General features: G+C 68.5%; 21 protein-coding genes. 8 read left to right on the top strand and 13 right to left on the bottom strand.

The window, feature by feature from the left end; genetic code table 11:
* Nucleotides 1-26: 26 nt before the first annotated feature.
* The 3 genes from LC490_RS09625 to LC490_RS09615 form a co-directional block, all read right to left on the bottom strand.
* Entirely contained in the window at nucleotides 27-389 is a 363-nt protein-coding gene (locus LC490_RS09625; protein WP_223620057.1) for a hypothetical protein, read from the bottom strand.
* Between the two features lie 84 nt (nucleotides 390-473).
* Complete coding sequence (locus tag LC490_RS09620) at nucleotides 474-1,103, bottom strand: hypothetical protein (protein WP_223620056.1); 630 nt, start codon at nucleotides 1,101-1,103, stop codon at nucleotides 474-476.
* 183 nt (nucleotides 1,104-1,286) lie between these two features.
* Complete coding sequence (locus LC490_RS09615; RefSeq protein WP_031373190.1) at nucleotides 1,287-2,027, bottom strand: sulfurtransferase; 741 nt, start codon at nucleotides 2,025-2,027, stop codon at nucleotides 1,287-1,289.
* 207 nt (nucleotides 2,028-2,234) lie between these two features.
* On the opposite strand from LC490_RS09615, the gene LC490_RS09610 reads away from it, so the two are divergent.
* Nucleotides 2,235-2,546, top strand: a complete 312-nt coding sequence (locus LC490_RS09610) for an HPF/RaiA family ribosome-associated protein (RefSeq protein ID WP_031373189.1) — start codon at nucleotides 2,235-2,237, stop codon at nucleotides 2,544-2,546.
* 136 nt (nucleotides 2,547-2,682) lie between these two features.
* Here the strand turns inward: LC490_RS09610 and LC490_RS09605 are convergent, their stop codons facing one another.
* Nucleotides 2,683-3,294 carry a hypothetical protein gene (locus tag LC490_RS09605; RefSeq protein WP_223620227.1) on the bottom strand — a complete coding sequence of 204 codons (612 nt, stop codon included), beginning with the start codon at nucleotides 3,292-3,294 and terminating at the stop codon, nucleotides 2,683-2,685.
* A gap of 390 nt (nucleotides 3,295-3,684) precedes the next feature.
* Complete coding sequence (locus tag LC490_RS09600) at nucleotides 3,685-10,356, bottom strand: putative Ig domain-containing protein (RefSeq protein WP_223620055.1); 6,672 nt, start codon at nucleotides 10,354-10,356, stop codon at nucleotides 3,685-3,687.
* Nucleotides 10,357-10,673: 317 nt separating this feature from the next.
* On the opposite strand from LC490_RS09600, the gene LC490_RS09595 reads away from it, so the two are divergent.
* The 4 genes from LC490_RS09595 to LC490_RS09580 all read left to right on the top strand — a co-directional run bounded on the left by LC490_RS09595 (nucleotide 10,674) and on the right by LC490_RS09580 (nucleotide 12,965).
* On the top strand, nucleotides 10,674-11,204 hold the full coding sequence (locus LC490_RS09595; protein WP_031373185.1) for a tail fiber protein: 531 nt from the start codon (nucleotides 10,674-10,676) through the stop codon (nucleotides 11,202-11,204).
* A gap of 63 nt (nucleotides 11,205-11,267) precedes the next feature.
* On the top strand, nucleotides 11,268-11,798 hold the full coding sequence (locus LC490_RS09590; protein WP_031373184.1) for a tail fiber protein: 531 nt from the start codon (nucleotides 11,268-11,270) through the stop codon (nucleotides 11,796-11,798).
* 31 nt (nucleotides 11,799-11,829) lie between these two features.
* Nucleotides 11,830-12,360 carry a tail fiber protein gene (locus LC490_RS09585; RefSeq protein ID WP_031373183.1) on the top strand — a complete coding sequence of 177 codons (531 nt, stop codon included), beginning with the start codon at nucleotides 11,830-11,832 and terminating at the stop codon, nucleotides 12,358-12,360.
* 53 nt (nucleotides 12,361-12,413) lie between these two features.
* The gene (locus LC490_RS09580; protein WP_031373182.1) at nucleotides 12,414-12,965 is read left to right on the top strand and encodes a GNAT family N-acetyltransferase; all 552 of its coding nucleotides are present in this window, start codon (nucleotides 12,414-12,416) and stop codon (nucleotides 12,963-12,965) included.
* Nucleotides 12,966-13,081: 116 nt separating this feature from the next.
* Here the strand turns inward: LC490_RS09580 and LC490_RS09575 are convergent, their stop codons facing one another.
* The 4 genes from LC490_RS09575 to soxR form a co-directional block, all read right to left on the bottom strand.
* On the bottom strand, nucleotides 13,082-13,372 hold the full coding sequence (locus LC490_RS09575; RefSeq protein ID WP_031373181.1) for a hypothetical protein: 291 nt from the start codon (nucleotides 13,370-13,372) through the stop codon (nucleotides 13,082-13,084).
* Between the two features lie 642 nt (nucleotides 13,373-14,014).
* Nucleotides 14,015-14,440 carry an Ig-like domain-containing protein gene (locus LC490_RS09570; RefSeq protein ID WP_223620054.1) on the bottom strand — a complete coding sequence of 142 codons (426 nt, stop codon included), beginning with the start codon at nucleotides 14,438-14,440 and terminating at the stop codon, nucleotides 14,015-14,017.
* 697 nt (nucleotides 14,441-15,137) lie between these two features.
* Entirely contained in the window at nucleotides 15,138-15,647 is a 510-nt protein-coding gene (locus LC490_RS09565; protein WP_031373179.1) for a DUF1993 domain-containing protein, read from the bottom strand.
* 88 nt (nucleotides 15,648-15,735) lie between these two features.
* Complete coding sequence (gene soxR, locus LC490_RS09560; RefSeq protein WP_051885232.1) at nucleotides 15,736-16,215, bottom strand: redox-sensitive transcriptional activator SoxR; 480 nt, start codon at nucleotides 16,213-16,215, stop codon at nucleotides 15,736-15,738.
* A 71-nt stretch (nucleotides 16,216-16,286) separates the two neighbouring features.
* Here soxR and LC490_RS09555 point away from each other — a divergent pair, with 71 nt between their 5' ends.
* On the top strand, nucleotides 16,287-17,282 hold the full coding sequence (locus tag LC490_RS09555; RefSeq protein ID WP_223620053.1) for an NADP-dependent oxidoreductase: 996 nt from the start codon (nucleotides 16,287-16,289) through the stop codon (nucleotides 17,280-17,282).
* Nucleotides 17,279-18,715: an MFS transporter gene (locus LC490_RS09550; RefSeq protein ID WP_223620052.1), complete on the top strand. Its 1,437-nt coding sequence runs from the start codon at nucleotides 17,279-17,281 to the stop codon at nucleotides 18,713-18,715. Before LC490_RS09555 ends, LC490_RS09550 begins: the two co-directional genes overlap by 4 nt.
* 848 nt (nucleotides 18,716-19,563) lie before the next feature.
* Here LC490_RS09550 and LC490_RS09545 read toward each other — a convergent pair.
* The 3 genes from LC490_RS09545 to LC490_RS09535 form a co-directional block, all read right to left on the bottom strand.
* The gene (locus LC490_RS09545; RefSeq protein WP_223620051.1) at nucleotides 19,564-20,784 is read right to left on the bottom strand and encodes a glycosyltransferase; all 1,221 of its coding nucleotides are present in this window, start codon (nucleotides 20,782-20,784) and stop codon (nucleotides 19,564-19,566) included.
* 49 nt (nucleotides 20,785-20,833) lie between these two features.
* The gene (locus LC490_RS09540; protein ID WP_223620050.1) at nucleotides 20,834-23,671 is read right to left on the bottom strand and encodes a type 2 lanthipeptide synthetase LanM family protein; all 2,838 of its coding nucleotides are present in this window, start codon (nucleotides 23,669-23,671) and stop codon (nucleotides 20,834-20,836) included.
* Nucleotides 23,672-23,913: 242 nt separating this feature from the next.
* The gene (locus LC490_RS09535) at nucleotides 23,914-24,138 is read right to left on the bottom strand and encodes a DUF6229 family protein (protein WP_200875773.1); all 225 of its coding nucleotides are present in this window, start codon (nucleotides 24,136-24,138) and stop codon (nucleotides 23,914-23,916) included.
* 354 nt (nucleotides 24,139-24,492) lie between these two features.
* Between LC490_RS09535 and LC490_RS09530 the strand changes: the two genes are divergently transcribed.
* On the top strand, nucleotides 24,493-25,971 hold the full coding sequence (locus LC490_RS09530; RefSeq protein ID WP_223620049.1) for a phospholipase D-like domain-containing protein: 1,479 nt from the start codon (nucleotides 24,493-24,495) through the stop codon (nucleotides 25,969-25,971).
* Between the two features lie 79 nt (nucleotides 25,972-26,050).
* On the opposite strand, the gene LC490_RS09525 is transcribed toward LC490_RS09530, so the two are convergent.
* Nucleotides 26,051-26,737, bottom strand: a complete 687-nt coding sequence (locus LC490_RS09525; RefSeq protein WP_223620048.1) for a hypothetical protein — start codon at nucleotides 26,735-26,737, stop codon at nucleotides 26,051-26,053.
* Nucleotides 26,738-26,832 lie beyond the last annotated feature (95 nt).

Raw genomic sequence — 26,832 nt, 5'->3', positions numbered from 1 at the left:
CACTCCCTTGTTGGCCTGGCGCGTCCTCAAGAACGCGACCAGCTCCTCGTGCAGAACTCGTCCGCGGCCTTGGCGAGCTTGTCCAAACCGGTCTTGCTGTCGGATGCCTGCCGGCCCTTCAGGCGCAAGGTGTTCAACTCCGGAAATCCTTCCGCCTTGGCCGCCTCGTTGAGGGCGAACTTCCCCTCAGGCGTGGCCATCGTATTCGCATACCCTCTGGGGCGGCAGGTCAGCGTCGCCCTCTCGTAGGGCAGCGGCCAGATACCTTTGAAGCTGGACTTGGTAACGACGACGTCCTTCTCCGGCACGCTTTCGGTTGCCGGTACGGGACCGGCCTGGAGCAGACCGGCAACAACCAGCGCTGCCGCGAGCGCATGACAACGGTCCATCGTTATCTCCCAAGGCCGTCAGGCCTCTCCGGTCGGCGATGGCTCATCAGCGTGCGCAAACCACCGGCGCGGCCGCGCCGGTGCTCAGGCCGCCGGCTTCTCGCTCGCCTTGCCCATGTAGAACATCGAGGCGCACAGGCCCACGCCTTCTGCGGTCGCGGCCGGTACGTTGCTGCCCTGCAGCGCGATCAGCTTGACCACGTCGCCGGTGCTTTCGGTGACTTTGGCCAGCGCGATGAAACCGGTCGGGGTGGTGCCGCAGAACGCGTTGCCCGGGGTTTCCTTCGGCGGCACCTGCTCGATCACGCGGCGCAGCTCGATCGGCTGGCTGGCTTCGACCTGCATGATCGCGCCGTAGGTTTCGCCGGCGGTGTATTGGTCGCCGCCGCGCACCAGCGCGACGCGCTCGGTCTTGTACAGCGAGCCGTTCTCGCCCTTGAGTTCGAGATCGTCGATGGTGAGTTTGCCGGTGGTCGCCTGGGCGACCGGGTTGCCGGGCTCGAACGTGCCCAGGGCGACCGGCGGCAGCATCGGCGGGGCCGCGCGCGAGACCGGTTCGGCGTTCGGGTCGGGCACCGCCTGCGGCGCCTGCGGCAGGGCCGCGGTGGTTTCCTGCGGGGCGGCAGTGTTGACCGGCGCGCTTTGGTTGCACGCGGCGAGCGCCACGACGGCGAGCGCGAGCGTCGACAAAGCGGGGAACAGACGTCGGTTCATCAGGGGTCCTCTGTGCAAAATCCTGGTTCGGTTGCTGCAGGTCGCGGATGCGTCGGCAATGCCGACGCAGGCCCGTGTCGCGTCGCTGGGGGAAGCCCGCACGAAGTGCCGGCGCGGCGCGAACGCGCAGCCTAACCGTTGGCCGTTAATAGTTCGTAAGGCCGCGCGGGCCGTGGGCTGCGCTCAGGCAGCCGCATCGTGCAGGGGCTGCAGCGCCGGATCGAGCGCCACGCGTTCATCGAACACGAAACAGCGGCCCTGGTAATGACGGCCGCCGACCTGCTCGAAGTAACCGAGGATGCCGCCGTCGAGCTGGAGCAGATTGTCCATGCCGTCGGCGCGCAGCCACAAAGCGGCCTTTTCGCAGCGGATACCGCCGGTGCAGAAGCTGACCACGGTCGCATCGGCCAAGGCCTCGCGGTGCGGCGCCAAGGCCTCGGGCAGTTCGGTGAAATTGTCGATCGGCAAGGTCAGCGCGTCGGCGAAGCTGCCGTAATCGACTTCTTCGCGGTTGCGCGTGTCCAGCAATACGACCCGGCGGCCGTCGTCGTCGTGACCGCGATCGAGCCAATGCGCAAGCGTGTCCGGCGTCACGGTTGGTGCGCGCTCGTGCAAGGGCGAGGACTTATCGCGGCGGAAGGCGATGATTTCCTTCTTCAGCTTGACCTTGAGCCGGGCGAACGGCTGGCTGCGGCTGTGGCTGTACTTGACGACCAGACCGGCAAAGCGCGGGTCGGCGCGCAGGCCGTCGAGCAGCGCCTCGATCGGCGCAGCGGCGCCGGCCAGGAACAGGTTGATGCCCTCGCCCGCAACCAGCACGGTGCCGCGCAGCTCGCCGGCTTCGGCCTGTTCACGGACCCAGGTGGCTAGCTGCGGCGGGTCGTCGATAACGGCGAAATGGTAGGCGGCGATATTGACGATCATGCCGCCATTCTACCGCGCGGCGCCTCCGCGGGCCTGACATGCGGCCCCTGGGCCGGACCTGAACCGAGCCGCGAACCTTCCGCGGAAACCGCGGTCCCATCAATTGCGCGGCCCAGACAAGACGGCCAAGCAGGCCCGGACCGCGTGAAACGCCGCCGCAAGGGCGGCGGCGTTGCCCTCTCAACTGCTCCATCAGGAGGCGTTTGCATGAAGGTACAGCTCAACACCGACCACCATCTCCGCGGCGATCAGTCGCTTGCCCAGCACGTCGAAGGCGTGGTCGACCACAGCCTGTCGCGGTTCCGCGACCAGGTCACCCGGGTCGAAGTCCACCTGCGCGACGTCAACGGCGCCAAGGCCGGCGGCGGCGACAAACATTGCACCATGGAAGCGCGTCTGGAGGGCCGCCCGCCGGTGGCCGCGACCGAAGACGCCGACACCATGCGCGGAGCGATCAGCGGCGCGGCGCGCAAGCTGCAACGCGTGCTCGACAGCTCGCTGGGCCGGTTGTCCAGCTGACATAAACGAAACCAACCCGTCCGGCGGCGAGGACCGCCGGCGCTCGAACACGAGGGCTGCCGCAGCGATGCGGCGGCCCTTAGTTTTTCGAGGAGAACCAGGCGCGCGGGTGCAGCGGCATCCCTGCCCTGCCCGCTCAGCGTTTGGTGGTGATCGCCCGGCGCAGGTTGTTGCGGGCCGCCGCGTCGTAACGGGCGTGGTAGTAATCGCTGAGGAAGATCCGCTCGCGCTTGAGCAGCCCCTTGAGAAAACGGCGGCGATTCAGCCGGAACAAGGGCCCCGGCACATGGCCGCGGTATTCCGAGGCGATGCCGCGATCGTAGGCGTCGAACACCGCCGGTTCGGCGCCGAGGATGGCCATGTCGCCGTCGAGAAACAGGCGCGTCTCCTCATCCACCTGGTCGCGGGCGATGGCGCCGTGGCGCGCGGTCAGATCGATCAGTTCGGCGACGCGGTCGGCGTCGATGCCGGCCTCCGCCCACCAACGCGCGATGTGTTCGCGTGCGAGCACGGCCGAACGCGCCTCGTTGTCGCGCCGCCCTGCCTCGTAGATCGCATCGTGATACAGCACCGCCAACGCGACCTCGCGCGGCTGCCGCCAGCCCGGGCCGGCGGCGACGTCGAGGTAATGGCGCAGCACTTCGGCGACATGGCCGATGTTGTGATAGGCGCGCGCCGGCGTCGCATACGCGGCTTCGAGCGCAGCGCGTTGCTCGGGCGGAAGCTGCAGCGGCAGTGCCGCGAGCAGCGTCTCGGGCAGGCTGGGTCTGGATTCGGCGAACGACATCGGCATCGCGGCAAGGTTACGCAGGGGCGATGGCGGCATCTTGGCATGTTGCCGTGGACGCGGCATGGCGGCTCGCCGGTGGCGGGGTTGCCGAGACTTCGGGTTCTGTCGGGATGAAGCCCTGGATCCCCGCCTTCGCGGGGATGACGGCCGGGTAGTCCCGTATTCGGCCTTTGCGGGGATGACGGGTGGGAGGTTTCGTACCCCCCGCGCGGGAACGGCGGGTGGGAGGTCCTGGATGCCGGTCTTCGCCGGCGGTTCGCTTGCAGAGCCCTTGAAAAGAAACACCCAGCAAAACCGGGTGTTTCGGGCCCTGCCCGTCTGGCGCGGCCGGAGCCGCGCCAGGGGCGATCAGTACTTCTTCTCGATGTTGATCATGAAGCTGTTGTCGTCGTCGTTGCCGCTGCCGAACAGGCCGCGATACTCGAAGCGCAGAACCAGGTCGCGCTCAGTCTGCAAGACCGCGCCGATGCCGAACACGAAGCGGTTGCGGTCCAGGCCTTCGAGGCGGGCGCGGAAGAACGGACCACCAACCATGTCGGCATAGCTCATCGTCGCGAAGCTCTCGTCCTGGAAGTCGTGCTGGTACTCCAGCAGGACCATCGGCGAGAACGTGCCCAGGCGCACCGGATAACGGTAGTCCAGACGCACGCCGAGGCTGGTCGTGGTGGTATCGACGTCCATGCCCTGATAGGTCAACGAGTACGACGCGTCGCCCTGTTCGGTGTAGCCGTCCAGGCGGGCGCGAGCGACGTCGAGGCGGGCGTACGGCGAGACGTGCAGACGGTCGCGCTGGTAGTCCATGCCGGCCGAGACCGAGGCGAACCACTGGGTGCCGTCGCGGTCGCCGCGGACCATGCCGCCGGTGTCGGTGACATAGCGGCGGGTATCGAACGACAGCCACTGATAGCCGAGCAGGCCGTCGAGATAGAAGCTCTCGCCCGGGTGGTAGCTGGCGTACAACACCGCGCTGTAGCTCTTGGCCTTGCTGCGGCTGCCGCGCTGACCGACGTCGGTGTCGTCGCGGCCGTAGCCGATGCCGCCGCCGAGGGCGAAATCGTCGCGCAGGCGGTAGTCGGCGCCGGCGCTGATGCCGCTGGTCTCGAAGTCGAAGCCGGCCGAGCCGCCGCTGCGTCCGTCGCGGTTACCGGTGTTGATCGAACCTCCGGTCCAGATGCCGTAGCGCGTCCCGCTGCCTTCGACCGGCGGCTTGGGCTCGATCGCGGCCTGCTCGTCGCCCAGCGTGGGCTGGCGGCAATCGCTGCCCGGCGTACGCCGCGCTTCGTCGCGGCAACGCGGGTCGATCGAGAAGCTCAGGCCGTTGTCGAAGCGCGCGCCGTCGCTGCCGCCCTCGTGCATGCCCTGCATGCGCTGCTGGAAGTTGCCGATCTGCGAATTGGCGAAACGGCGCGTGGCCGAGACCTGGGCGTTGAGCACGCCGAGCACCTCGGCGTCCTTGGAGGGATCGCTGCGCGGCATGACTTCGATTTCGATGGTCGCCACCGCCGAGGTCGCATGGGCGTTGTTGAGGGTGAAGCTCGCCAGCGCGACGCCGGAGAAGCCGATCACCGGCGTATAGCGCAAGGTGTACACGCCGCCGGAACCGCTGATGGCGGCGCTGCCGGACGACGCCGGGGTCAACGACACCAGGGTGGCCGCGGTGAACGGACCGCCGGTGGCGCCCGCGGTGAGGTCGACCGTGACCGCGGCGCCCGCGATGGTGCGGACGCGACGCGATTGCGCGACCGGCACCGCATTGACGGTGATCGTCGAGGTGATCGGCGCGGACGGGCCGAAGGCGTTGTTGAGCGTATACACCAGGGCGATCGGACCGACGGTGTTGGCCGCCGGGGTGTAGACGATCTGGGTGCCGGTAACCACGGCCGTGCCCGACGACGGCGGGCTCAGCAGGGTCACGCCGGTGAACGGGCTGCCGGTGGCGCCGGCGGCCGCGTCGATGGTCGCGGTCTGCGTCGACAGGATCGTCGCCGTTTGCGGTTGGCCTTGCGGCACCGGCAACGCGTTGACGGTGATCGTCACCGTGGCCGGCGCCGAGGTGCCGCCCGGACCGCTGGCGGTGTAGGTGAAGCTGTCGCTACCGAAGTAGTTGCTGCTCGGCGTGTAGACCACATCCAGGCCGCTGACCACTGCCGTGCCGTGGCTCGGCGCCGAGGCGACCGCGACGCTGGCGATGATGCCGGTGTCGTTGGCCGTGACCGGGATCGTCACCGCCTGGTTCGACATCGTAGTGGCGCTGTCGTCGACCGCGACCGGCACCGCGTCGACGATCACGATCGTCAACGGCACCGTGGTGTTGTAACCGGCGTCGTCGGTGGAACGGATGTTGGCGGTGTAGCTACCGGCCGTGGTCGGGGTGCCGCTGTACACGCCGGCGGAACTGAAGGACAGGCCGACCGGCAGGTTGCCCGAGACGATCGCGTAGGTATACGGCGCGATGCCGCCGCTGCTGCTCAGGCTCTGGTTGTAGGCCACGCCGACGGTGCCGCCCGGCAAGGTCGCCGGCGAGATCACCACGGTGGCCGGATCGATGGTGAAGGTGTACACGCGCGAGCCGGTCTGGCCGTTGCTGTCGGTGCCCTGCACAGTCACGCTGAAATTGCCGTCCGAACGCGGCACGCCGGACAGCGTGCCGCCCGAGGAGAAGCTCATGCCGATCGGCAAGGCGCCGCTGAGCAGCGAGAAGCTGTACGGTGCGACGCCGCCGGTGGCGGTGATGGTCGTGTTGTAGGCGGTGCCGGCGGTGCCATTGGGCAAGGTCGGCGGATCCAGGACGATGCTCGGGGTGGCGACCACGATGGTGTAGTTCTGCTGCAGGGCGAACGGCGCACCGGTGCCGGTGCTGCTGTCCTGCACGCGGACAGCGACGTTGTAATTGCCCGGCACTGTCGGCGTGCCGCTGAGCACGCCGGCCGAACTGAAGCTCACGCCGACCGGCAGCGAGCCGGCGACGAGGCTGAAGCTGTAGGGCGCCGAGCCGCCGCTCGCGGCGAAGTTGATGGTGGTGGCGACGCCGTAGTTCATCGGCAGGTTGCCCGCAGCCGGGGTCATCGCCAGAGTCGGCGCGCCGACCGTCAAGGTGAACACCTGGCCCTGGGTGAACGGACCGTTGCCGGTGCTGCTGTCGGTCGCGCTGGCGTTGAGGCTGAAGCTGCCCGCCGCGGTCGGCGTGCCGCTGACGGTGACGCTGTCGGCGGTGATACCGGTGATGCTCAGGCCCGCCGGCAGACCGGCGACGTTGTAGCCGCTGTACGGCGAGGTGCCGCCGGCCCAGGTGAAGGTCTGGGTATAGGCGGCGCCGACTTGCGCGGTCAGCGGGCCGCCCGCGGTCACCGTGATCGTCGGGTTGCTCACCGTGATGGTGACCGTGGCCGGCGCCGAAGTGCCGGCGACATTGGTCGCGGTGTAGGTGAAGCTGTCGCTGCCCGCATACCCCGCAGTCGGCTGGTAGGTGATCGTAGTGCCGCTGGCGATGGCCGTGCCATGCGCCGGCGCCGCCGCGATCGCGACCGAAGCCGGGATGCCGCCGGTGATGTTGAGGGTGATCGGATTGGCGCCGCTGCCGTAGGCCACCGTGGCCGAAACCGGATTGGCGACCGGCGCGATGTCGGCGACCGTCAGCGAATAGCTCTGCGGCGCCGACGTGTAAGGACCGGTACCGGTGCTGCTGTCGGTCGCGGTCGCGCTGAAGTTGAACGTGCCCGGTGCCGTCGGCGTGCCGCTGATCACGCCGGCGCTGCTGAAGCTCATGCCGGGCGGCAGCGCGCCGGAAGCCACGGCATAGCTGTAGGGCGAAGTGCCGCCGGTGGCCCCATTGATGTTGGCGCTATAGGGCGATCCGACGGTCGGGCCGGCGAACGAGGTCGGCGGCAACACCACGGTCGAGGCGCCGATGCTCAAGGTGTAGGCACGCGAGCCAGTGTACGGACCGCTGCCGCTGCTGCTGTCGGTCGCGGTGACGGTGAAGTTGAAACTGCCGCCCGCGGTCGGGGTGCCGCTGAGCGTGCCGTTGCTGGCCAGGCTGAGGCCGGCCGGCAAGGCGCCCGCGGTGATCGCGAAGCTGTAGCCGGGCGTGCCGCCGGACGCGGTCAGGGTCTGGCTGTAGACCTGGGCCACACCGCCCGCCGGCAGCGTCGTCGGCGCAACGCTGATGGTCGCCGCCGCGACGGTCAGCGCGTAGGCGCGCGAACCGGTCTGGCCGTTGGCGTCGGTCGCGGTGGCCGTGAAGTTGAAGCTACCGCCTGCGGTCGGCGTGCCGGCGATCGTGCCGCTCGAACTCAGGCTGATGCCGGCCGGCAAGGCACCGGCGGTCACCGCGAAGGTGTACGGACCGATGCCGCCGCTCGCGCTCAGCGCTTCGTTGTAGCTCACGCCGGTCTGTGCGCCCGGCAACGTCGCCGGCGCGATCACGATGGTCGGCGCAGCGACCTGCAACACGTAGTTCTGAGTGCGCGCGAACGGCGCGCCGGCACCGGTGGAACTGTCGACGGCGCGGACCGAGAAGGTGAACAAACCGGTCACGGTCGGCGTTCCCGACAACACGCCGGTGCCGCCGTCCAGGCTCAAACCTGCGGGCAAGGCGCCCGCCGAAACGCTGTACGCGTAGGTCGGGGTGCCGCCGCTGGCGACGAAGGTCTGGCTATAAGCGGTGGCGTAGGTCGCGCTCAGCGTGCCGGCGGCCGGGGTCATGCTCAGGGTCGGCGCACTCACCGACAGGGAGAAGGCCTGGCCGACGGTGAACGGACCGTCGCCGGTGCTGCTGTCGGTCGCGCTGGCATTGAGCGGGAAAGTACCGGCCACAGTCGCCGTGCCACTGACGGTCACGCTGTTGGCGGTGGTGCCGGTGATGCTCAGGCCGGCCGGCAGGCCGGTCACGTTGTAACCGCTGAACGGCTGGGTGCCGCCGGACCAGGTGAAGGTCTGACTGTAGGCGACGCCAACCTGCGCGGAGAACGGACCGGAAGCGGCCACGGTGATCGTCGGCGGACTCACCGTGATGGTGACCGTCGCCGGTGCCGAGGTACCGGCGCCGTTGCTCGCGGTGTAGGTGAAGCTGTCCGGCCCGGCATAACCCGCGGTCGGCTGGTAGGTGATCGTGGTGCCGCTGGCGATCGCGGTGCCGTGCAACGGCGCCGTACCGATGGCCACCGAGGTCGGCACGCCACCGGTGATGTTCAAAGTGATCGGGTTGGCGCCGCTGTCGTAGGCGACGGTGGCCGAGACCGGATTGGCGACCGGCGGGATGTTGATGATCTGCAGCGAGTAGCCACGCGGTGCCGAACTGTACGCGCCGGTGCCGGTGCTGCTGTCGGTCGCGGTCACGGCGAAGTTGAAGGTGCCAGCCGCAGTGGGCGTACCCGACAACACGCCGGCGCTGCTCAGGCTGATGCCGGGCGGCAGCGCGCCGGCGGTCACCGCATAGGTGTACGGCGCGGTGCCGCCGCTGGCGGGATTAAGAGTGGCGTTGTAGGCCACCGCGACCGTGCCGTTGGCCAAAGTCGTCGCCGGCAGGGCGATCGTCGGCGGAGCGATGACCAAGGTGTAGGCGCGCGAACCGGTATGCGGGGCACCGGTGCCGGTGCTGCTGCCGGTCGCGGTGACGGTGAAGTTGAAACTGCCGCCCGCGGTCGGCGTGCCGCTGAGCGTGCCGTTGCTGGCCAGGCTCAGGCCGGCCGGCAAGGCGCCGGCGGTGATCGCGTAGGTGTACGGCGCGATGCCGCCGCTGGCAGTGATGGACTGGCTGTAGGCCGCCGCGACGGTGCCGTTGGGCAGGGTCGTCGGTGCGATCGAGGTCGTCGGCGCGGCAACGGTCAGGGTGTAGGCGCGAGTGCCGGTGAAAGTATTGGCATCGGTCGCGCGCACGGTGAAGTTGAAGGTGCCCGCCGCAGTCGGCGTGCCGGTCAGGCCGCCGCCGCTCGCCAGCGTCAGGCCGGCCGGCAAGGCGCCCGCCGAGATCGCGAAGGTGTACGGCGAAGTGCCGCCGCTGGCGGTGAAGGTCTGACTGTAGGCGGCACCGACGGTCGCGCCCGGAATCGTGGCCGGGTCGACCACGATGACCGGCGCCGCCGTGACGGTGACAGTGTAAAGCCGGTTGCCGATATTGTCCGAGCCGTCCTGCGAACCGCTGCTGTCCTCGGACAGGATGCGGAAGGTGTAGGTGCCGGTGGTGGTCGGGGTGCCGCTGATCACGCCGCCGCTGCTCAGGCTCAAGCCCGGCGGCAGCAGGTTAGGTGCGGCCTGCACCGAATAGATGTACGGCGCAACGCCGCCGGTGCTGCTCAAACTCGTGTTGTACGGAATGCCGACCGCCATCGCCGGCAGGGTCGTCGGCGAAATTACCGGCGCCACGATCGGAATGACGATCGCATACGACTTGACCGTGGTCAGCGGCGTCGGCGTGCTCGAATCGGTCACGGTGATGTTGACCGCGAAGCTGCCGCGCTGGGTCGGGGTGCCGCCGAACGCGCCGCCCGAGAAGGTCAGGCCGGTCGGCAAGGTGCCGCTGGTATGCACGAAGCTGTAGGGCGCGACGCCGCCGGTCGCGCTCAGCGCCTGGCTGAAGGGCACGCCCAGCACCGGCGAGATCGAGGCCGGGCTGACGATGATCGGCGAGGTCGGCGCGCCGATGGTGACGTTGACGGTGACGTCGTTGTTGAGGCCGTCGTCGAATACGAAGGTGTCGCTGGTCGCCGTATTGCCGTTATGAACGTAGGTCACCGTCTGAGCGAGCTGATTGACCGTCGCCGTGCCGTTCGTTGGGAGGGTCTCGACGGTGCCGATGCCCAAGTTGTCCGGGCCGTCGCAGGCGCTGGCATCGATGGTGTGCGAGCCGCCATGAGCCACGGAGATGTTGAACGGCCCGCAATGCGGCGACGGCGCGGCGACCGCCATCGTGGACCACAGCCCCACCAGGCACAGCAGGAGCAGGCCCAGCCCCAGTTGCAGGTAGCTTCCCTGACGCCCGACATTCGAGATGCCCGCGCGACGTGCCCTGTGCAGATGCATGATTTCCGATCCCCTGACGCCGATGGGGCGCGGTTCCTCCGCTGCCGCCCTCGACGTTCCGCCTGTTCGACCTGGTCTGGTCCCACGCGCCGAACTGCCTCGGCGCACCCCTATCCTTGATCTAGTACGCAAATCGGCGGCGGAACCGGCCGCTTTCGCCGCGGCATTGCGTTAAGGAAAGTCATGGCGCTCCGGCGCCATGCCGGATCCGCTCGGATCGGCCCCCTCCGCCGTGCGCGGGCGGGCCGTGCGAGCGGGGTCTCCGGTACGCAGTCCGGGCTCGCACGGGGTCCGGACGACATCCTCTGGGGGAAGAGATGACAGAAGTATTCCTGGGACAGATCATCACGGTGGGGTTCAATTTCGCCCCGAAGGGTTTCGCGTTCTGCGCCGGCCAAACATTGCCGATCGCACAGAACCAGGCCTTGTTCTCGCTGCTGGGCACGACCTACGGCGGCAACGGCCAGACCACCTTCCAGTTGCCGGACCTGCGCAGCCGCACGCCGGTCGGGTTCGGCCAGTCCGTCGACGGCGGCTGGAACCCGACCGCCTATCAGTTGGGCGAAACCGGCGGCGTCGAGAACGTCACCCTGCTGACGACGCAGTTGCCGGCGCACAACCACGGCCTGGTCGGCACCAGCACCAATGCCGACACGCGTAACCCACGCGCTGGTTTGTACGGCAACTGCACGATCCCGCTGTACGCCGACGTCGGCGGCCCGCAGGTGGCCTTGTCGCCAGCCGTGCTCGGCCCGGCCGGCGGCACGCAACCGCATACCAATCTGCAGCCCTACCTGGCGATCAACTTCTGCATTGCTCTGAGCGGCATTTACCCATCGCGCAACTGACGCGGCCGGTCAAGCCGGCGCCTTTCGGCGCCTTTCATCGCATTCCGTTCCGGAGTACACATCATGAGCGAACCCTTCGTCGGAGAAATCCGTCTATTCGGCTTCGGCCGCACCCCTAACGGTTGGTTTGCCTGCGACGGCAGCCTGCAACCGATCTCCGAGTACGAGGTCTTGTTCACCCTGATCGGCACGACCTACGGCGGCGACGGCCAGAGCACCTTCGCGCTGCCCGACCTGCGCGGCCGCGCACCGGTCCACACCGGCACCGGCACGGGCCTGAGCAACTATGTCATCGGCCAGGCCAGCGGCACCGAAAGCGTCACCCTGATCGGCAACCAGATGCCCGCGCACACTCACACCATGTTCGCGACCACTTCGCTGGCCACCTCGAACAAGCCGGCCGTGAACGTGCAGCCCGGCGCCTTGTCCGGCGACACCATGTACCTGACCGACATCACCGGCCTGCCGCCGATCCCGCAGGCTGCCAGCGCAGTAACGCCGGCCGGCAACACCCAGCCGCACGCCAACCAGATGCCGACCTTGACGGTGCAGTACTGCATCGCCTGGGCCGGGATCTTCCCGCAGCAGCAGTGATCTCGCCGATCGCATTCAAGAGGACATCACCATGACCGAACCTTTCATCGGCCAGATCCAGATCTTCGGCTTCAACTTCGCTCCGCGCGGTTGGGCGTTCTGCAACGGCGCGACCCTGGCGATCCAGCAGAACACCGCGTTGTTCTCATTGCTGGGCACCCAGTACGGCGGCAACGGCACCACCACCTTCCAACTGCCGAACTTCGTCAACCGCACCGGCTGCAACCAAGGCCAGGGACCGGGACTCACCCCGCACCAGATCGGCGAGAACTTCGGCTCCAACAGCGTCACCCTGACCACCCAGGAGATGCCAGCGCATACCCACGCAGCGCAAATCTACGGCCAGAACGACGCGAGCAAGCGACAGTCGGCGCCGGCCAACGGCAACGCGCTGGGCACTCCGTTGGCTGCGGCCTTTACCGCCGCGGGCAGCACCGATTCGCCGTTCCCGCCGACCATGATCGGCCCCACGGGCGGCGGCCAGCCGCACGAGAACCGGCAGCCCTACCTGGCGATGAACTTCTGCATCGCTCTGCAGGGCATCTTCCCGTCGTTCCCCTGATCGGTTAAACCTCAGGAAAATCGCTTGAATCCCGTGCAAATCGCTTGAACGTCATGCACTCCGCCGCGCCGCTGTCGTTCCCGCAGGAACGCAGCGGCATGGGGCCCCTACCCGCGTCGCTGGCCGGGCGCGGGATCGGCCTGCGCGCGGCGCGCGGCGGGGACATCGATTGGCTGCGATTGCTGTATCGCGATCTGCGGGCGCCGGAGTTCGCCGAGTTGGGCTGGCCGCAATCGGCCCTGCACGCCTTTCTCGACCAGCAGTTCATGCTCCAGCACGTGCACTACCTGCGCCACTACGGCGAAGCCGAGTTCCTGATCGTCGAACAGGCCGGCCGCCCGGTCGGACGCTTGTATCTGTTACGCGAGGCGCGCGAGCACTTGTTGGTCGACATCAGTCTGGCGCCGGCGACTTGCGGACAAGGCCTCGGCGGTGCGCTGATCGCGATGGCGCAACAGGAAGCCGCCGCGCTCGGGCGCGGCATGCGCCTGCACGTCGAGTCCGCCAATACCGCGGCGCAACGGCTGTACGACCGCCTCGGCTTCCGCGTCGTCGAAGCCCTGCCGACCCACATCATGATGCGTTGGACGCCGCCTCAGGGCTGAAGCGGCCCATCACAGAACCGCTAACCGGCCGCACGGCACGCGGCGCGGACTCGTCGAAACTCTGGAACGAACCGCGGCGCGCGAACCGGCCGAAACCCGGCCCCGCTGCGATAGCCTCAGTTGAAGATCGCCTGGTACAAAAAGCCTTCGCGCTCGCGCGCGACCGGCACCAGAAAGATGCCGACTTCGCCGATGGAGTCGTGGCGCATCACATAGATCTGCTGCGGAAACAGGAAGGCCGAGCCGTTGCGGAACAGCAGCGAGAACGGCGCACGTTCGCCTTGCTGCGGACGCGTGCTCAGCGCCCGCGCCTCGACCAGCACGAACGGCACTTCGTTGTCGTTGAGCTGCGCCGAGTAGGTCTCGTTCACATGCGCAGCGAAGTGTTCCAGCGTCAATAGTTCCATCGCAGGCCTCCCCAAGCCGAGGCCGCATCGTCGTCGTGTCCGGCGTCCGATGCAAGTCCTGTCGTCGGTTTTGCGACGGATTCGCGGCTGCATGCGAGCCGCAGTCACCTTCCGGCGTCCGCGGCGCCCGGCTCGCAGCCGAAGCACGCCGGCAAACGCGCAGCCGAGAGATCGGCCGGCTAGGCGGCAAGCGGGACATCGTTCCCCCTGGCCGGCGAGGCCGGGCCAGGAGCAACCGATGACCACCGCCGCCGGCTCCGGACGCGCCGCCGCGATCCCAGTTCGCGGCGGACGACGGCCGGAGCCGCCGACAGCGCGGGCAATCCCTGCCCGTCCCTGCTTTCATCACTGACGGAGATGAAAGATTCCAAACAGTGCGGTCCGTGCCGGCCGCGGCGCCCGCCTGGCTCGAAGCCGGCGGACGCCGCGGACCGGTCGACACCGGGGAAGACGCGCCCCTGCCGTCACCACCACGACGCGGTGATCGGCGGACCCGCCGCGCTATCTGCGCGGACGTAGGCCTGGAGGCTGCGTTGTCGGCTTTCGCGCGTGGCGCGGGAAACCGTCCCCTACCCCTTCTGGGGGTACCTGCGTCGCCGCCGCGAGGTCGGTCGCGACAGCGGCAAAACCCTGCCGCCGCGCCTACAAGGCCGCGGCTGCGCTCGGCGGCAGTGCCCGGCCGCGGATCGAGGTCACCGCCACCACTGCATCGACGCTGGCATCGCCGGCATGGACGCGATAGGTGTAGGTATCGACCCCTTCGAAATCCGGATCGGGCGTATAGGTCGCCTGACCGTCCTGCAAGCTCACCGCACCGTGCCTCGGTGCCTCGACGATGCTGTAGCTCAACGAGGCGCCGCTGCCGATCGAACCGCGCAAGGCGACCGTCGAGGTCGCGCCGTCGACGCTGTTGGTGACCAGATCGGATGCGGCCAGCGGTTCGTAACGCTTGAAGCCGCGCACGCTGTCTTCGACCAGGACCATCGGATGACGGCCGTCGGCGTGACCGAAGCCGGCTTGGGTGAACATCGGCGTCGACGGACGCAGCTCATCGCTGCGCTTGGACATGAAAGTTTCGCTGTGCGCGTCGCGCGCAAAGCCGTGATTGGAACTCGAACTCGGGGCGCCGAACGCACCGGCACTGCTCGCGAGCAGCGTCAGGCACAGTACGACGGGCCCCTGGATACTCTTGCACAACATGCCTACTCCTTGGTCTGAATGGAAACGGATCTATCGTCTGTTCCGGACCGCGCCTGCCTGCGCTGGATCGATGTTCGATCGCTATGGCGACCGGGGATCCTTCTCCTGCATCGCCCTGTCCGGACCCGCTTGCGACCTCCTGTCGCCACCGGGAAAGCATGATCGCAGGCAGGCGTCGCAGAGGCCGAGACGGTAGAAGACGCGAGTGGAATTTCGTTGATCCGTGGCGACGTACCCAGGCCGGAGAGCTTCGCTCCGGTTCGCGAACAACGGGGTTTTCGACGGCCGTGCAACGACCGGGAGGGCGTCGTGCGATACGGCCTGTCGGATAATCCACACCCTCGTCGCAGACGCTGCGATTTCGCGCTTGTTCGCCGAGACGTTCGCGCGTGCGACAACGCGGTCGCGGCTTGCGCCGCTCCTACCCTATGAAGCCACCCCCAAGGCGATTGGATCGCAAACGACGAAGGCCCGCGGATGCGGGCCTTCGAGGGTCGAACCATGGACGGCGATGCCTAACTTATGCATGACCGGCGCTATCGCGCGCTAGGCCATGCGGTTCGCCTCAATATTTCCCCATGAAATCGCGCTTGCCGATGTTGACGCCGTGGCCGCGCAGGATCGCGTAGGTGGTGGTGACGTGGAAGAAGAACTGCGGCAAGCCGTAGTGCACCAGATAGTCGTGCCCGCCGAAGCGGCGTTCCTTCGGCGTGCCCGCACGCAGCACCACTTCGCGGTCTTCGGCGCCTTCGAACAGGGCCGGCTCGAGGCCGTCGACGAAGGCGATGGTCTTGGCGATCAGAGCCTGCAGTTCGGCGAAGCTGCGTTCCTTGTCGTCGTAGACCGGCACTTCGACGTCGGCCAGGCGCGCGCTCACGCCCTTGGCGAAGTCGCAGGCGATCTGGACCTGGCGCAACAAGGGGAACATGTCAGGGAACAGACGCGCCTGCAGGTAGGCGTCGTGGTCGATCTTTTGCTCGGTCGCATGGGCTTCGGTACGGGCCAGGATCTCGGCCAGGCTGCCGAGCAACTGCTTGAGCACCGGGACGGACGCGGAATACATCGAAATGGGCATGGTGGCGGGATTCGTGCAGGGGAAAGCCGCCATGGTACGACGGCGGCGTGTCCGCTGCCCTGCCGCGCCGAGGCGGCAGGCGCAGGCATCACGCCGGCGACTTGGCGCGGCGGCGCGGTTTGACCTGCTGCAAGGCCGCCGCCCAACGCTGAGCGCCCGCCCCCTGGTCGCCCCAGGTATCGTCGGGGTTGGCCAGCCGGCAACGGTCGATCGACAGGCAGCCGCAGCCGATGCACTGGTCGAGGGTGTCGCGCATCAAGGTCAGGTTGGCGATGCGCTGCTCGAGCTCGTCCTTCCAGGTGGCCGACAAGCGCGACCAGTCGCTGCGGGTCGGCACGCGCGAGTCCGGCAAGGTGTCCAGCGCCTCGCGGATGGTCGCCAGGGGCATGCCGACGCGCTGGGCGACGCGGATGATGGCGATGCGGCGCAAGGTGTCGCGACTGTAGCGGCGCTGGTTGCCGGCCGTGCGCAGGCTGTGGATCAGGCCCTTCGACTCGTAGAAGTGCAAGGCCGACACCGCCACGCCCGAGCGCTCCGCGACCTGGCCCACGGTCAGCTCCATCGTCATACTCATCGGCTATTGACCTCAACTTATATTGAGGTTCTATGCTGCACTCGGTCTCATTTCGACGTCAAGCCATGGCCCCCACCCACGCTTACGAACGCACCACGACGTCCCTGCCCGTCCCGCCGCAGGTCAAGGCGGTGGTATTCGACCGTTATGGCGCGCCCGAAGTCCTGCACGCCATCGAACTGCCAATGCCGCAGGCCGGCCCCGGCGAGGTGCGGATCCGCGTCCGCGCGGCCGGCGTGCGTCCCAGCGACATCGCCCTGCGCCGCGGCATCGGCGCCGCCGATGCCGGGCACGCGTTTCCGCGCCGCCTGGGCAACGAGTTCGCCGGCATCGTCGACCAGGTCGGCGCCGGCGTACGCGACCTCGAAGTCGGCGACGAAGTGCTCGGCTGGGCCGTGGCGATGAGTTATGCCGAAGTGCTGACCGTGCCGGCCGAACAAGTGGTGCACAAGCCCGAGACGATGTCCTGGGCGGTCGCCGGCGCCCTGCCCTCGACCGGCCAGAGCGCGCTCGGCGCCTTGCGCGTGCTCGGCGTCGAACACGGCCACACCGTGCTGATCCATGGCGCCGCCAGCGGCATCGGCAGCGTCGCGGTGCAACTGGCCCGGGCCTGGGGCGCGCAGGTGATCGGCAGCGCCGCCGCCAACGATCACGATTATCTGCGCTCGCTCGGCGCACAACCGGTGCTCGACGACCGCGAAGGCATCGAACAGACCCGCGCACTGGCGCCGCAGGGCGTCGATGCGATCTTCGACGCGCTCGGCAGCGAAGTCCACGAGGGCTGGCTGGCGCTCGGCGCCGCGCCCTCGCGCATCGCTACCTTGTGCGACTCCGACCAGGCCCGGCGTCTCGGCCTGCGCACCTTGCGCAGCCAACGCAGCCGCGCGCATCTGCGCGAGCTGATGGCCATGCACGTGCGCCACGGCCTGCTGGTGCATGTGCGCGAAATGTTCCCGCTGACCCGCGCCGCCGAAGCGCATCGCGCGGTCGAACGCGGTCACGGCCGCGGCAAGGTCGTGTTGATGGTCTACGAAGCGATAGAGGCGAAGCACAGCGCATGAACGACGCCAGCGCACTCGAACGCCCGCTCGCCGATGCCGGCCTCGGCCTGGCGCCGACTCACGACGAAGCGGCTGCGGTTCCGGAAAGTCTGTACGCGCCGCGTTACCGCAGCCTGACCATCGGCGCGGTCGCGCTGGTGGCCTTGGTCGCCTTCGAAGCCCTGGCGGTGACCACGGCGATGCCGACCGTCGCCCGCACGCTCGACGGCCTGGCGCTGTATGCGCTCGCGTTCGGCGGCACCCTCGCGGCGAGCGTGGTCGGCATGGTCGCGGCCGGCCGTTGGGCCGATGCGCGCGGGCCGGTCGCCCCGTTGCGCCAGGGCATCGTCTGGTTCGCCCTGGGTTTGATCGCAGCCGGACTGGCGCCGTCGATGGGCTGGCTGATCGCCGGCCGCGTCATCCAGGGCTTCGGCGGCGGATTGATCTCGGTCGCCCTGTACGTGGTGGTCGGCCGGGTCTATCCGCCGCAACTGCGGGTCAGGATCTTCGCCGCGTTCGCCGCGGCCTGGGTGGTGCCGGCGGTGGTCGGCCCGGCGATCAGCGGCGCGATCGTCGAGCACGCCGGCTGGCGCTGGGTGTTCCTGTCGGTGCCGATCGTCGCGGTGTTGGCGGCGTGGCTGGTGCTGCCGTCGCTGCGCAAGCTCGGCCCGACCGCCGGCGGCGCCGATGCCGGCAACGATCAACGCACACGTCTGCTGTGGGCGCTGTTGACCACGGCCAGCTTGCTCGCCCTGCACTACGGCGGCCAGCAACGCGGCTGGCTGGCCTGGGCGGTGCTGGTCCCTGCGCTCGCTGCGCTGGCATTGGCGGCATCGCGCTTGCTGCCGCGCGGCGCCCTGCGCGCCGCACGCGGCCTGCCGACGGTGGTCTCCCTGCGCGGCATCGGCGCGGGCGCGTTCTTCCTCACCGAGGCCTATATCCCACTGTTGCTGTCGCAGGAACGCGGGCTGTCGCCGACCTGGGCCGGGCTGGTGTTGACCCTGGGCGCGGTCGGCTGGTCGAGCGGCTCCTGGTATCGCGGACGCACCGCGGTCGCGGCGGCGCCGCAGCGCTTCCTGCAGGCCGGCATGGCGATGGTCGCGCTCGGCGTGATCGCGATCGCGGCGCTGGTATGGACCCAGGCGCCGCTCGCGCTCGGCGTCGCCGGCTGGATCGTCGCCGGCCTCGGCATGGGCCTGATCTACCCGACCCTGTCGGTGCTGATGCTCGAACTGTCGCCGCCCGAACAGCAGGGCGTGAACTCCTCGGCGCTGCATCTCGGCGATGCGATCTTCACCGCCACCGCGCTGGCGGTCGGCGGCTCACTGTTCGCGGCACTCATGACGCACTCGCATACCCTGGCCTATCTGTGCGGGTTCGGCATTGCGCTCGGTTTGGCCTTGTTGGGCTTGGTGCTGGCGGCGCGGGTGCGGGTGACCCGGGCGGCGCTGTGAATCGGGACGGGTCCATAGCGAATCCCCCTGTAGGAGCGGCGTGAGCCGCGACCACGGGACGCGCTGAGCCAGCAAGGCAGACGTCATCCATCGAAGCGGCGCACTTTCGCCAGCGCAGGAGCGGCGCGAGCCGCGACCGCGTTGGTTCGGCCAGTATCACCGGCCGGGATGGATATCTGTCTCAACCACGACGCCGTTGCCGTTGCCGTTGCCGGGATTTTGATCTTCTCTGCTGCTTTGCTGCTTTACCGGTCAAGTGGAGACCCGGAGGGCGGCGCACAGGACGTGCGGCGTTTTTCGATAGGACAAGGATGTCCTATCGAAAAATCCCGGCGTCGGCATCGCACTCGTGGCCTGTGCCCTTGCAAGGAGAGCCCTTTTCTTTGGTTACCTTTCTTTTGGGCTTAGCAAAAGAAAGTAACCCGGCCGCGTCAGCGGACGGAAGCTCTGCTTTTTGCTCAGGCTTCTAAAGAAACAAGATCAAACGCCAAAAGCTTCCGCCACTAAAGCGGCGGGTTACTTTCTTTTGTCATAAGCAACAAAAGAAAGGTAACCAAAGAAAAATGCTTTTCTTTGAATCACCAGCCCGCACGAGCGATGCCGACGCAGAGATTTTTCATACGGGACATCCCTGTCCCAATGAAAAACGGCGCGCATCCCTGCGCGCCGCCCTCCGGGTCTTCTGTTGCCCTCGCTAGTGCGAAGCGACGCACAGCAACGGCAACGGCAACGGCAATGGCAATGGCAATGGCAAAATCTTTACGGCTACGGCAGGTGCGACGGTAACGACAGGAGCTCTGTAGGAGCGACATCAGTCGCGACCGCGCAACCTCGGCCTCACGCCAAACCTAGCGCGACAACTCGGTCGCCGCGGTCGAAGTCGTGGTCATCAAGGCGGGTTTGGCCTGGGCGAGGCGTTGGTACAAGGCCACCACCTGCTCCATCAGGCCTTCGGTGCTCCAGGCTCGCGCGTCGAGCGGGCCGGCCGCGGACAGTTCGGCGCGGCGCTGCGGCGAACGCAGCACATCGCCGAGGTGCCCGGCGAAGGCTTCGACGTTCTCCTCGCTGACCACGGCGCTGCGCGCGCCGCGCAGGACCGTCGCCGTGCCCATCACCGCGGTCGAGACGATCGGCACGCCGAGCGCCATCGCTTCGATCAACACCAGGCCCTGGGTTTCGGTCGGCGAAGCGAACACGAAGGCATCGCCGGCACGGTAGGCATCGAGCAGGCTGGTGCGGCGATCGAGGTTGCCGAAGAAACGCACGTTGCGTTCCAGGCCGTACTCCTTCGACAGGCGCTTGAGGCGCTCCGCGTCCGGCCCCTCGCCGGCGATGATGAACATCAGCTCGGGGAAATCGGCGATCAGACGGCGCGCCACCTGCAGCAGGAAGGCGATGTTCTTCTCCACCGCGAGCCGACTGACGGTGACGATGGTCGGCCGCCGCGCGTCGATCTCGTGCTCGGCGCGGAAACGCGCGCCATCGCCGCGGGCGAATTCGGCCAGGTCGATGCCGGTCGGCAGCACCGTCGACGGCGTGGTCACGCCGTAGCGATCCAGCACTTCGACCATCTGCGCGGTCGGCACGATCAGGTGGTCGACGCCGTGGCAGAGCGTGCGCGACACGCGCCGGGCGACGAAGCGCAGCAGCGGCGCCGGCGCCCACGGCAGGTAGTGGCCGATGTATTCCTCGAAATAGGTGTGGTAGGTCTCGACCGTCGGCCGGCCGCTGGCCTGCGCCAGTTGCACGCCGAGCCGGTGGGCGCGGAACGGCGTGTGGATGTGGATGACGTCCCAGTGCCGCTGCGCCAGTTGCGGCAGAATCCGTCGCAATTCCGGTGCGCGGATCAGGCGGTCTTCGGGATCGAAGAAGATCACCCGCGCCTGCAGCCGGATGATCTCGAACTCGTCGCTGTCGTGCAGTTCCTGGCCGCTGCCGGGACCGTAGTCGGGCACGACCAGGGTCACCGCATGCCCGCTGCGCGCCAGCGACTGGGCGAACGTGCGGATCGAGGTCGACACGCCGTTGACCCGCGGGAAGTACACGTCCGACAGCATCAGGATGTTCATCCTGCCAGCCTAGGCCTCGCTCATGACGGATTTGTGGCGGCCGCGGCGCTCACGCCGGCGCATGCCGCTCGAACAGCAACGGGGAGGCCAGGCCGCACTGCGGGTGCATGCGATTGAGGGTGTGGATGGCGCCGGCCACGCCGGTCATCAGCCCCGGGGTGAAGGCGTCGCGGGCGCGGCTGCCGACCGCGCCGCGATGTTCCTCGATCGCCGAGACGATCTGGGCGCTGTGCTCGACCGGGTCGGTCTGGGCACTGCCCTCCGGGTCCAGGCGTGCGGCACGGGTCAACAGCTCCCACAGCGCCAGATCGCCGTGGCAGAGCGTATGCCCCAGCCCCCAGCCGTCGCGGCCGGCCGCGGCGGCGGCGCGACGCAGGGTGCGCAGATGCCGCGACGCGCCGGTGCGGGCATAGAGATCGCTCGCGGCCAGGCCGATGCCGACGCTGCCGTGGCACCAGGCATGCAGGAACTGGCGTTCGTCGGGCACGCGCGCGTCGAGCCAACTGCCGGCCGCGTCGTCGTAAAGGCTGTCCTCGAAGGCGAAAGCGCGCTCGGCCAGCGCCAGCCAGCGCGCGCGTTCGTCGGCATCGCCGGCCTCGCTGAGCCCGATCCGGGTCAAGGCCCAGCCGATGCCGCTGGCGCCGTGGGCGAAACCGCCGACCGGCTCGGCGAAGATCGTCGACGGCCAACGCGCGCCGCGTTCGTCGACGATCGCCTGCGTTTCCAGATAGCGCGCCGCCTGCGCCGCCAACGCCGGCCAACGCGGGTCGGCATGCACTTCGGCGAGTTGCAACAAGGGCACGATGCTGCCGCTGGCGCCTTCGAGCAGGTCGAGGTATTGGTCGCCGTCGAAGCCGGCCAGGGCCATCGCCTCGGCACGCTCGACCGCCCACTCCAACATCTGCGGCCGCCGCAACAGATCGTGCAGCGCGACCCAGGTCCAGACCTGCGCACCAAAGCCGATCATGCCGCCGACCGTGCTCGGCCGGTCCTGTGCTTCGATCGCGCGCATTACCGCGATGGCGCCGTCGAGTGCGGCCTCGGTGCCTTCGACCGGGTCGGCGCGGCCCTGCCCCACTTCGTGCAGATAGCCGGCCAAGGCCAGCGCCACCCCGCCGAGGCCGGTGTACAAGTCGGCCTGCAGCGGACGCGTCACCCAGCCGGTGTCGCCGAGCACCGGGCTGATCCAGGTCACGGTGCCGTCGCGCCCGCGCACCGCCAGTTGCAACAGTTGTTCGACCGCGCGCGCCGCCACCGCGCGGCGGCGCGCGTCGAGGCGTTCGGCGTGCGGATGACGCGCGACGATGTCGCTGCGTACGCGTTCGTTCTTGCCCAGGCGCTGATTGAGGTCGACCGTGACCAGGGCGCTGCGGATGGTCAGCTCTTCCAGCTCGACGCGCATGCCGCGCCAGTGGGTCAGTGCCTCCTCGATGCGCGCGGCATCGAGCGGGGCGACGAAGATCGGCACGTCGCCGCGGCGCATGTCGTCGATCTCGCCGTCGATCTCGGCCGGCGCCGACGGCGCGATCGGCAGCACCGCGGCATTGCGCGCCAGGATGTCGCGGGCGCGCTCGATCGCCTTGGGCTCATCGTGCAACGAGGCCGGATGCCAGAGCATGCGCATGATCTCGACGTAGGCCTGAGTCGGGCGGCGGATATCGCGCACTCGGCAACCGAGAAACACCTGCAACAACGGGGCCAATGCAGCCTGCGCATCGAGCGCGCGCAGGCGCGCGGTCGCGGCCAGGAAGCCGTCGGCGATGCGGTCCCAATAACGCGACACGTCCGGATGCGGGCTGGGATGGTTCTGCGACTGGCCGAAGTCGGCGCTGACCACCGCCAGCCGCGCCTGCATCGTGCCCTCGTCGGCGATGGTCGGCACCCGGATCTGCGGCTGCTCGCCGGGCAAGGCGCCGGCCGCGGAAATGTCGACCCCGCCGAAGCCGAGCGCGGGCGCGCGGAACGGCACGATGCCGGTGCGCAGCACCGAGGTGCGGATCAGTTCCGAGGCGAGGTCGAAGGCATGCCCGCGCCCGGACGGCGGCGCTTCGATCTCGACCGCGAACAGGCTTTCGACGTCGATCGCCACCGGCACCGGCCCGGCCGCGATCAGGTTTTCCTGATGGATGTCGGTGCCGCCGAGCAATTGCATCACCGCCAGCCAATGGCCGAGGTTGCGATAGAAGCCGGCGAGTTCGTCGTCGCCGTCGCAGTAACGGTGCTCGACGAAACCGGCCCAACCGTAGGCGCCGCGGTCGAGCGCGTGCGGCACCCTGATGCGTTGCGCATCGTCGGCGAAGACCTGGGCGAGGAAAGCGTCCAGCGCCAGGTCGATCTTCAACGAGCGCGGCTTGTACATGACCCGCCCGCCTTCCAGGGTCAGGCGGGCAACGGTCTGGCCGCCGTCGTGCAGATCGCCCTCGCCGGGTTGCAGGGCGAGCAAGCGCCCGGCCGGGCGGCCGAGCAATGCCGACAAAGCCTCGCGATCGGCGGCGAAACGCGCCGCCAGCGATTCCAGCGCCAGACGTTGCAATTCCAGCGAGCGCTGCAGGCGCCCGTGCAGCGCCGGATAGCGGCGGCGCAGATGCGGCTCGAACTCCGCCTGCGTGGCCAGGGCGATGAACTGGGCGAACTGGCCGGCGTCGTCCTCGGCGTCGAGTTGCCCGCCAAGCCTGGCCGCGTGCAGCTCCAGCAACAGGGTGCGGCTGATCTTGAGCCGGGCGTTGTCGTTGAGGCCTTGTTCGCCGACCTGACGCAGCAAGGCGATCTCGTCGCCGTGCAGGCGTGGCGCCAGCGCTTCCAGGCTCGCGCCGAGCGCGCGGCGCGCGTCGGCGGTGAACATCTCGATGATCGGTAAAAACGATTCGCCGCTACGGGTGTCGCTCATCGGTTCGACGCATCCTGCCTGGATCGATGGGAAGCAAACACGAGCCCGGCCGGCGCGGCACGCGCTGCAGCGGCGACGCTCCGTCGCTCGGCACGCAGGCGTTGCCCCGCGCGGCTATCGATGCGCGGCGGCGCGGTGGGGTCGGGCTCGTGGTGACGATGGCGGCCGCGGACCTGATCGTCGCCGCCGGCCGCAAAAACTCGCTCCCGACTCGCATCGGGAGCGAGCCCTTCAGCTACGGCTTAGCAGCACTGGCCGCCGCCGGAAGCGCTACAGCTGCTGCAACGCGTCCACAGCGGCAGGCTGCTGTCGGTCAACGCGGCTTCGGTCGCGGACGTGCCTTCGATGTACAGCGGGCCGGCAGGATTTTCCATGCCGCCTTCCGCACCATTCAGCCAGCCCGAAACGATGTCGTCGATCTGTTGCATAAACTTCTCCTTGTTCACAACATAAGTGAAATCGGTCACAGTCCATCCCGGACATCCGTTCATCGATATCCGAGCCTGGGCCGGTCCCGATCGTTGACGTCGAACGTAAGCGAAGCCCTTTGCTCCGGAGCGATAACGTGCCGCCATCGAACCCGTCGCCTCAACTCCGCGCCGACACGCTGCGCGCTCGGACCGGCCGATGTCAACTGTCAATTACACCGCTGCAATGCACCATCGGATTGCGCATGACCTCGCCTTGACCGGCCATGCCGCACCCTGCATCGCGGTGTCGTCGCGGGGCTCGCGCCGCATCGATGCCGAGCGACACCGACGCCGCATGTCCAGTCCTATAACTTCGTCACGGAATGCACGGCGCCAGCCGACAGGAATATCTTGAACATCGAACTCGATCCGCCCGCCCCCCGTCGACGCCGCTGGCTGCGTTCGGCCTTCGCCGTATTCGCGCTGGCCTGGTTGGCGATTGGCGTCTATCACGTCTACAAACCCTTGCCGCCCGGCATCAGCCAGCACTGGCCTTTGCGCTCGGCCGACAACGTCGAGTTGTTGACCGACGTCAGCTGGGTCGACGGCGCCAAACAAAGGCTCGCCGAGCAACACATATTCGACGAAACCCTGCGCCTGATCGGCCAGGCGCAGCGCGGCGTGGTCGCCGACCTGTTCCTGTTCAACGACTTCGGCGCCGATGCCGGCAACCTGCGGCACCGCCGCCTCAGCAACGAACTCAGCGCGGCCTTGATCGCGCGCAAACGCGCCGTGCCGCAACTGCGCGCGGTGCTGATCACCGATCCGATCAACACCGTCTACGGTGGTCTCGAATCGCCGCAATTGCAGGCCTTGCGCGCGGCCGGCGTGGAAGTGGTGATCACCGACCTGCGCCGCCTGCGCACGCCGAACCCGACCTGGTCGGGGCTTTGGCATCTGTGCTGCAGTTGGGCCGGCAACGACGCGCAGGGCGGCTGGCTGGCGAATCCGTTCGGGTCGGGCAAGGTCACCCTGCGCAGTTGGTTCGCTCTGTTCAACCTCAACGCCAACCATCGCAAGACCTTGGTCGTCGACGAGGGCGATGGCTGGACCGCCCTGGTGTCTTCGGCCAACCCGCACGACGGCAGCAGCCGCCACGGCAATATCGCCCTGCGCTTTCGCGGCGCCGCCGCGCTCGACGTGCTGATGAGCGAACGCGCAGTGGTGGCGATGTCGCACGGGCATTGGCCGCAAGGCCTGCCGGTCGCGGCGCCGCCGCCGACCATCGTCGACACGACCTCGGCGCCGCGCGTGCAGTTGCTGACCGAAGCCAAGATCCGCGACGGCTTGCTCGCCGCCATCGACGGCGCGCGCGGCGGCGATCGCATCGACATCGCGGTGTTCTATTTCTCCCATCGCGACCTGGTCCACGCCGTGGTCGCCGCGCACAAACGCGGCGTCGCCCTGCGCGTGCTGCTCGATCCCAACGAAGACGCGTTCGGGCGCAAGAAGGACGGCGTGCCGAATCGCCAGGTCGCCAGCGAACTGCAGGCCGCCGGCGTGCCCCTGCGCTGGTGCGACACCCACGGCGAGCAATGCCACGCCAAGCTGCTGCTGAAGACCGCCCGCGACGGCCGCATCGAACTGATCGCCGGCTCGGCCAACTACACCCGCCGCAATCTCGACGACTACAACCTGGAAAGCAGCGTGCGTGTCGTAGCCGAGTCCGACGCGCCGGTCGCGCGCCAGGCCGCGGGCTATTTCGAGCAGAGCTGGGGCAACGGCGACCACCGCGGCATCAGCGTCGACTATGCGGCCTACGCCGACGAATCCGGCTGGCGCAAACTCTGGTACCGCTTCGGCGAAGCCAGCGGGCTGTCGAGCTACTGACGGCGGCGACGAACGAGGGCGCGAGAACGCTTCGCCCTGATGCAGTCGCTGCCGTCGGCAACCGCGCCGTGCGGCGAATTCAAGCGTCGCGGCCGCCGTGCCCGGCCAGGAACTCCTCCAGGCCGGGACAGCCGAGGCGATGCCAGGCCGGATAGTCCATGCGATAGAACGCCGTAGCGCTGCCGCTCATCGCCGCCAGCGCCGCGGCGCTGCCTTCGCGACGGTAGAGCTCGCGGATGCGTTGGTCCTCTTCCTGCAGACGCTGCTGTAGCGACGGCGCAGGTGCGCGACGCAGCGGCACCGCGGGTCTCGGCAAGGCATCCAGCGCGGCGCGGATACGCTGCGTGTCGGCGAAGGTCTGCGCATCGCAAGGCCATTCGCCGCGGTCGCGACCTTCGCCGTCGAGCATGGCCAGGGCCAGATCGATCAGGTATTGCTGATGCGGCGCGCGATCGCGCGCGTCGAGCAGGTACCGGCGATACGACGGTTGCGGCGCCAAGGCCGCCAGCCAGGCGCCGCAGGCCAGCTCGCGGAAGGAATGCGCGAACAGCAGGTCGTGAAGCAGATCTTCGTCGAGAGCGCCGATACCGCGCAGGCTGAGGTAATACGCCTCCAGATCTTCATGCCGCGCCTGCGGGTATTCGGCCAGCACCAGCGCATGTTCTTCGCCCGCGGCCAGCATGGCGGCGAGGAAATGCGGCTTGGCCAGGGCCAACGGCGGCAAGCCGTCGATCACCCAGGCCAGGTCTTGAGACAGGTAGTGCATGTGGACCGCTCCGGATCGGCATCTGCGGCCGCGCGATCGCGGCCCGCGGCAGTATCGCCCAGCCCGCGACGCAGCGGCGCGGCCCCGTGCTGCAA

Source organism: Lysobacter sp. ESA13C, assembly GCF_019970005.1.
Taxonomy (GTDB): Bacteria; Pseudomonadota; Gammaproteobacteria; order Xanthomonadales; family Xanthomonadaceae; genus Lysobacter; species Lysobacter antibioticus_B.
Note: the sequence above shows the minus strand (reverse complement) of the source record. Positions and strands in the feature narration are given on the sequence as shown.

Coding starts and splice junctions, on each gene's coding strand:
- LC490_RS09625 (WP_223620057.1), bottom strand. CDS start 389: ATGGACCGTTGTCATGCGCTCGCGGCAGCGCTGGTTGTTGCCGGTCTG.
- LC490_RS09620 (WP_223620056.1), bottom strand. CDS start 1,103: ATGAACCGACGTCTGTTCCCCGCTTTGTCGACGCTCGCGCTCGCCGTC.
- LC490_RS09615 (WP_031373190.1), bottom strand. CDS start 2,027: ATGATCGTCAATATCGCCGCCTACCATTTCGCCGTTATCGACGACCCG.
- LC490_RS09610 (WP_031373189.1), top strand. CDS start 2,235: ATGAAGGTACAGCTCAACACCGACCACCATCTCCGCGGCGATCAGTCG.
- LC490_RS09600 (WP_223620055.1), bottom strand. CDS start 10,356: ATGCATCTGCACAGGGCACGTCGCGCGGGCATCTCGAATGTCGGGCGT.
- LC490_RS09595 (WP_031373185.1), top strand. CDS start 10,674: ATGACAGAAGTATTCCTGGGACAGATCATCACGGTGGGGTTCAATTTC.
- LC490_RS09590 (WP_031373184.1), top strand. CDS start 11,268: ATGAGCGAACCCTTCGTCGGAGAAATCCGTCTATTCGGCTTCGGCCGC.
- LC490_RS09585 (WP_031373183.1), top strand. CDS start 11,830: ATGACCGAACCTTTCATCGGCCAGATCCAGATCTTCGGCTTCAACTTC.
- LC490_RS09580 (WP_031373182.1), top strand. CDS start 12,414: ATGCACTCCGCCGCGCCGCTGTCGTTCCCGCAGGAACGCAGCGGCATG.
- LC490_RS09575 (WP_031373181.1), bottom strand. CDS start 13,372: ATGGAACTATTGACGCTGGAACACTTCGCTGCGCATGTGAACGAGACC.
- LC490_RS09570 (WP_223620054.1), bottom strand. CDS start 14,440: ATGTCCAAGCGCAGCGATGAGCTGCGTCCGTCGACGCCGATGTTCACC.
- LC490_RS09565 (WP_031373179.1), bottom strand. CDS start 15,647: ATGCCCATTTCGATGTATTCCGCGTCCGTCCCGGTGCTCAAGCAGTTG.
- soxR (WP_051885232.1), bottom strand. CDS start 16,215: ATGACGATGGAGCTGACCGTGGGCCAGGTCGCGGAGCGCTCGGGCGTG.
- LC490_RS09555 (WP_223620053.1), top strand. CDS start 16,287: ATGGCCCCCACCCACGCTTACGAACGCACCACGACGTCCCTGCCCGTC.
- LC490_RS09550 (WP_223620052.1), top strand. CDS start 17,279: ATGAACGACGCCAGCGCACTCGAACGCCCGCTCGCCGATGCCGGCCTC.
- LC490_RS09545 (WP_223620051.1), bottom strand. CDS start 20,784: ATGAACATCCTGATGCTGTCGGACGTGTACTTCCCGCGGGTCAACGGC.
- LC490_RS09540 (WP_223620050.1), bottom strand. CDS start 23,671: ATGAGCGACACCCGTAGCGGCGAATCGTTTTTACCGATCATCGAGATG.
- LC490_RS09525 (WP_223620048.1), bottom strand. CDS start 26,737: ATGCACTACCTGTCTCAAGACCTGGCCTGGGTGATCGACGGCTTGCCG.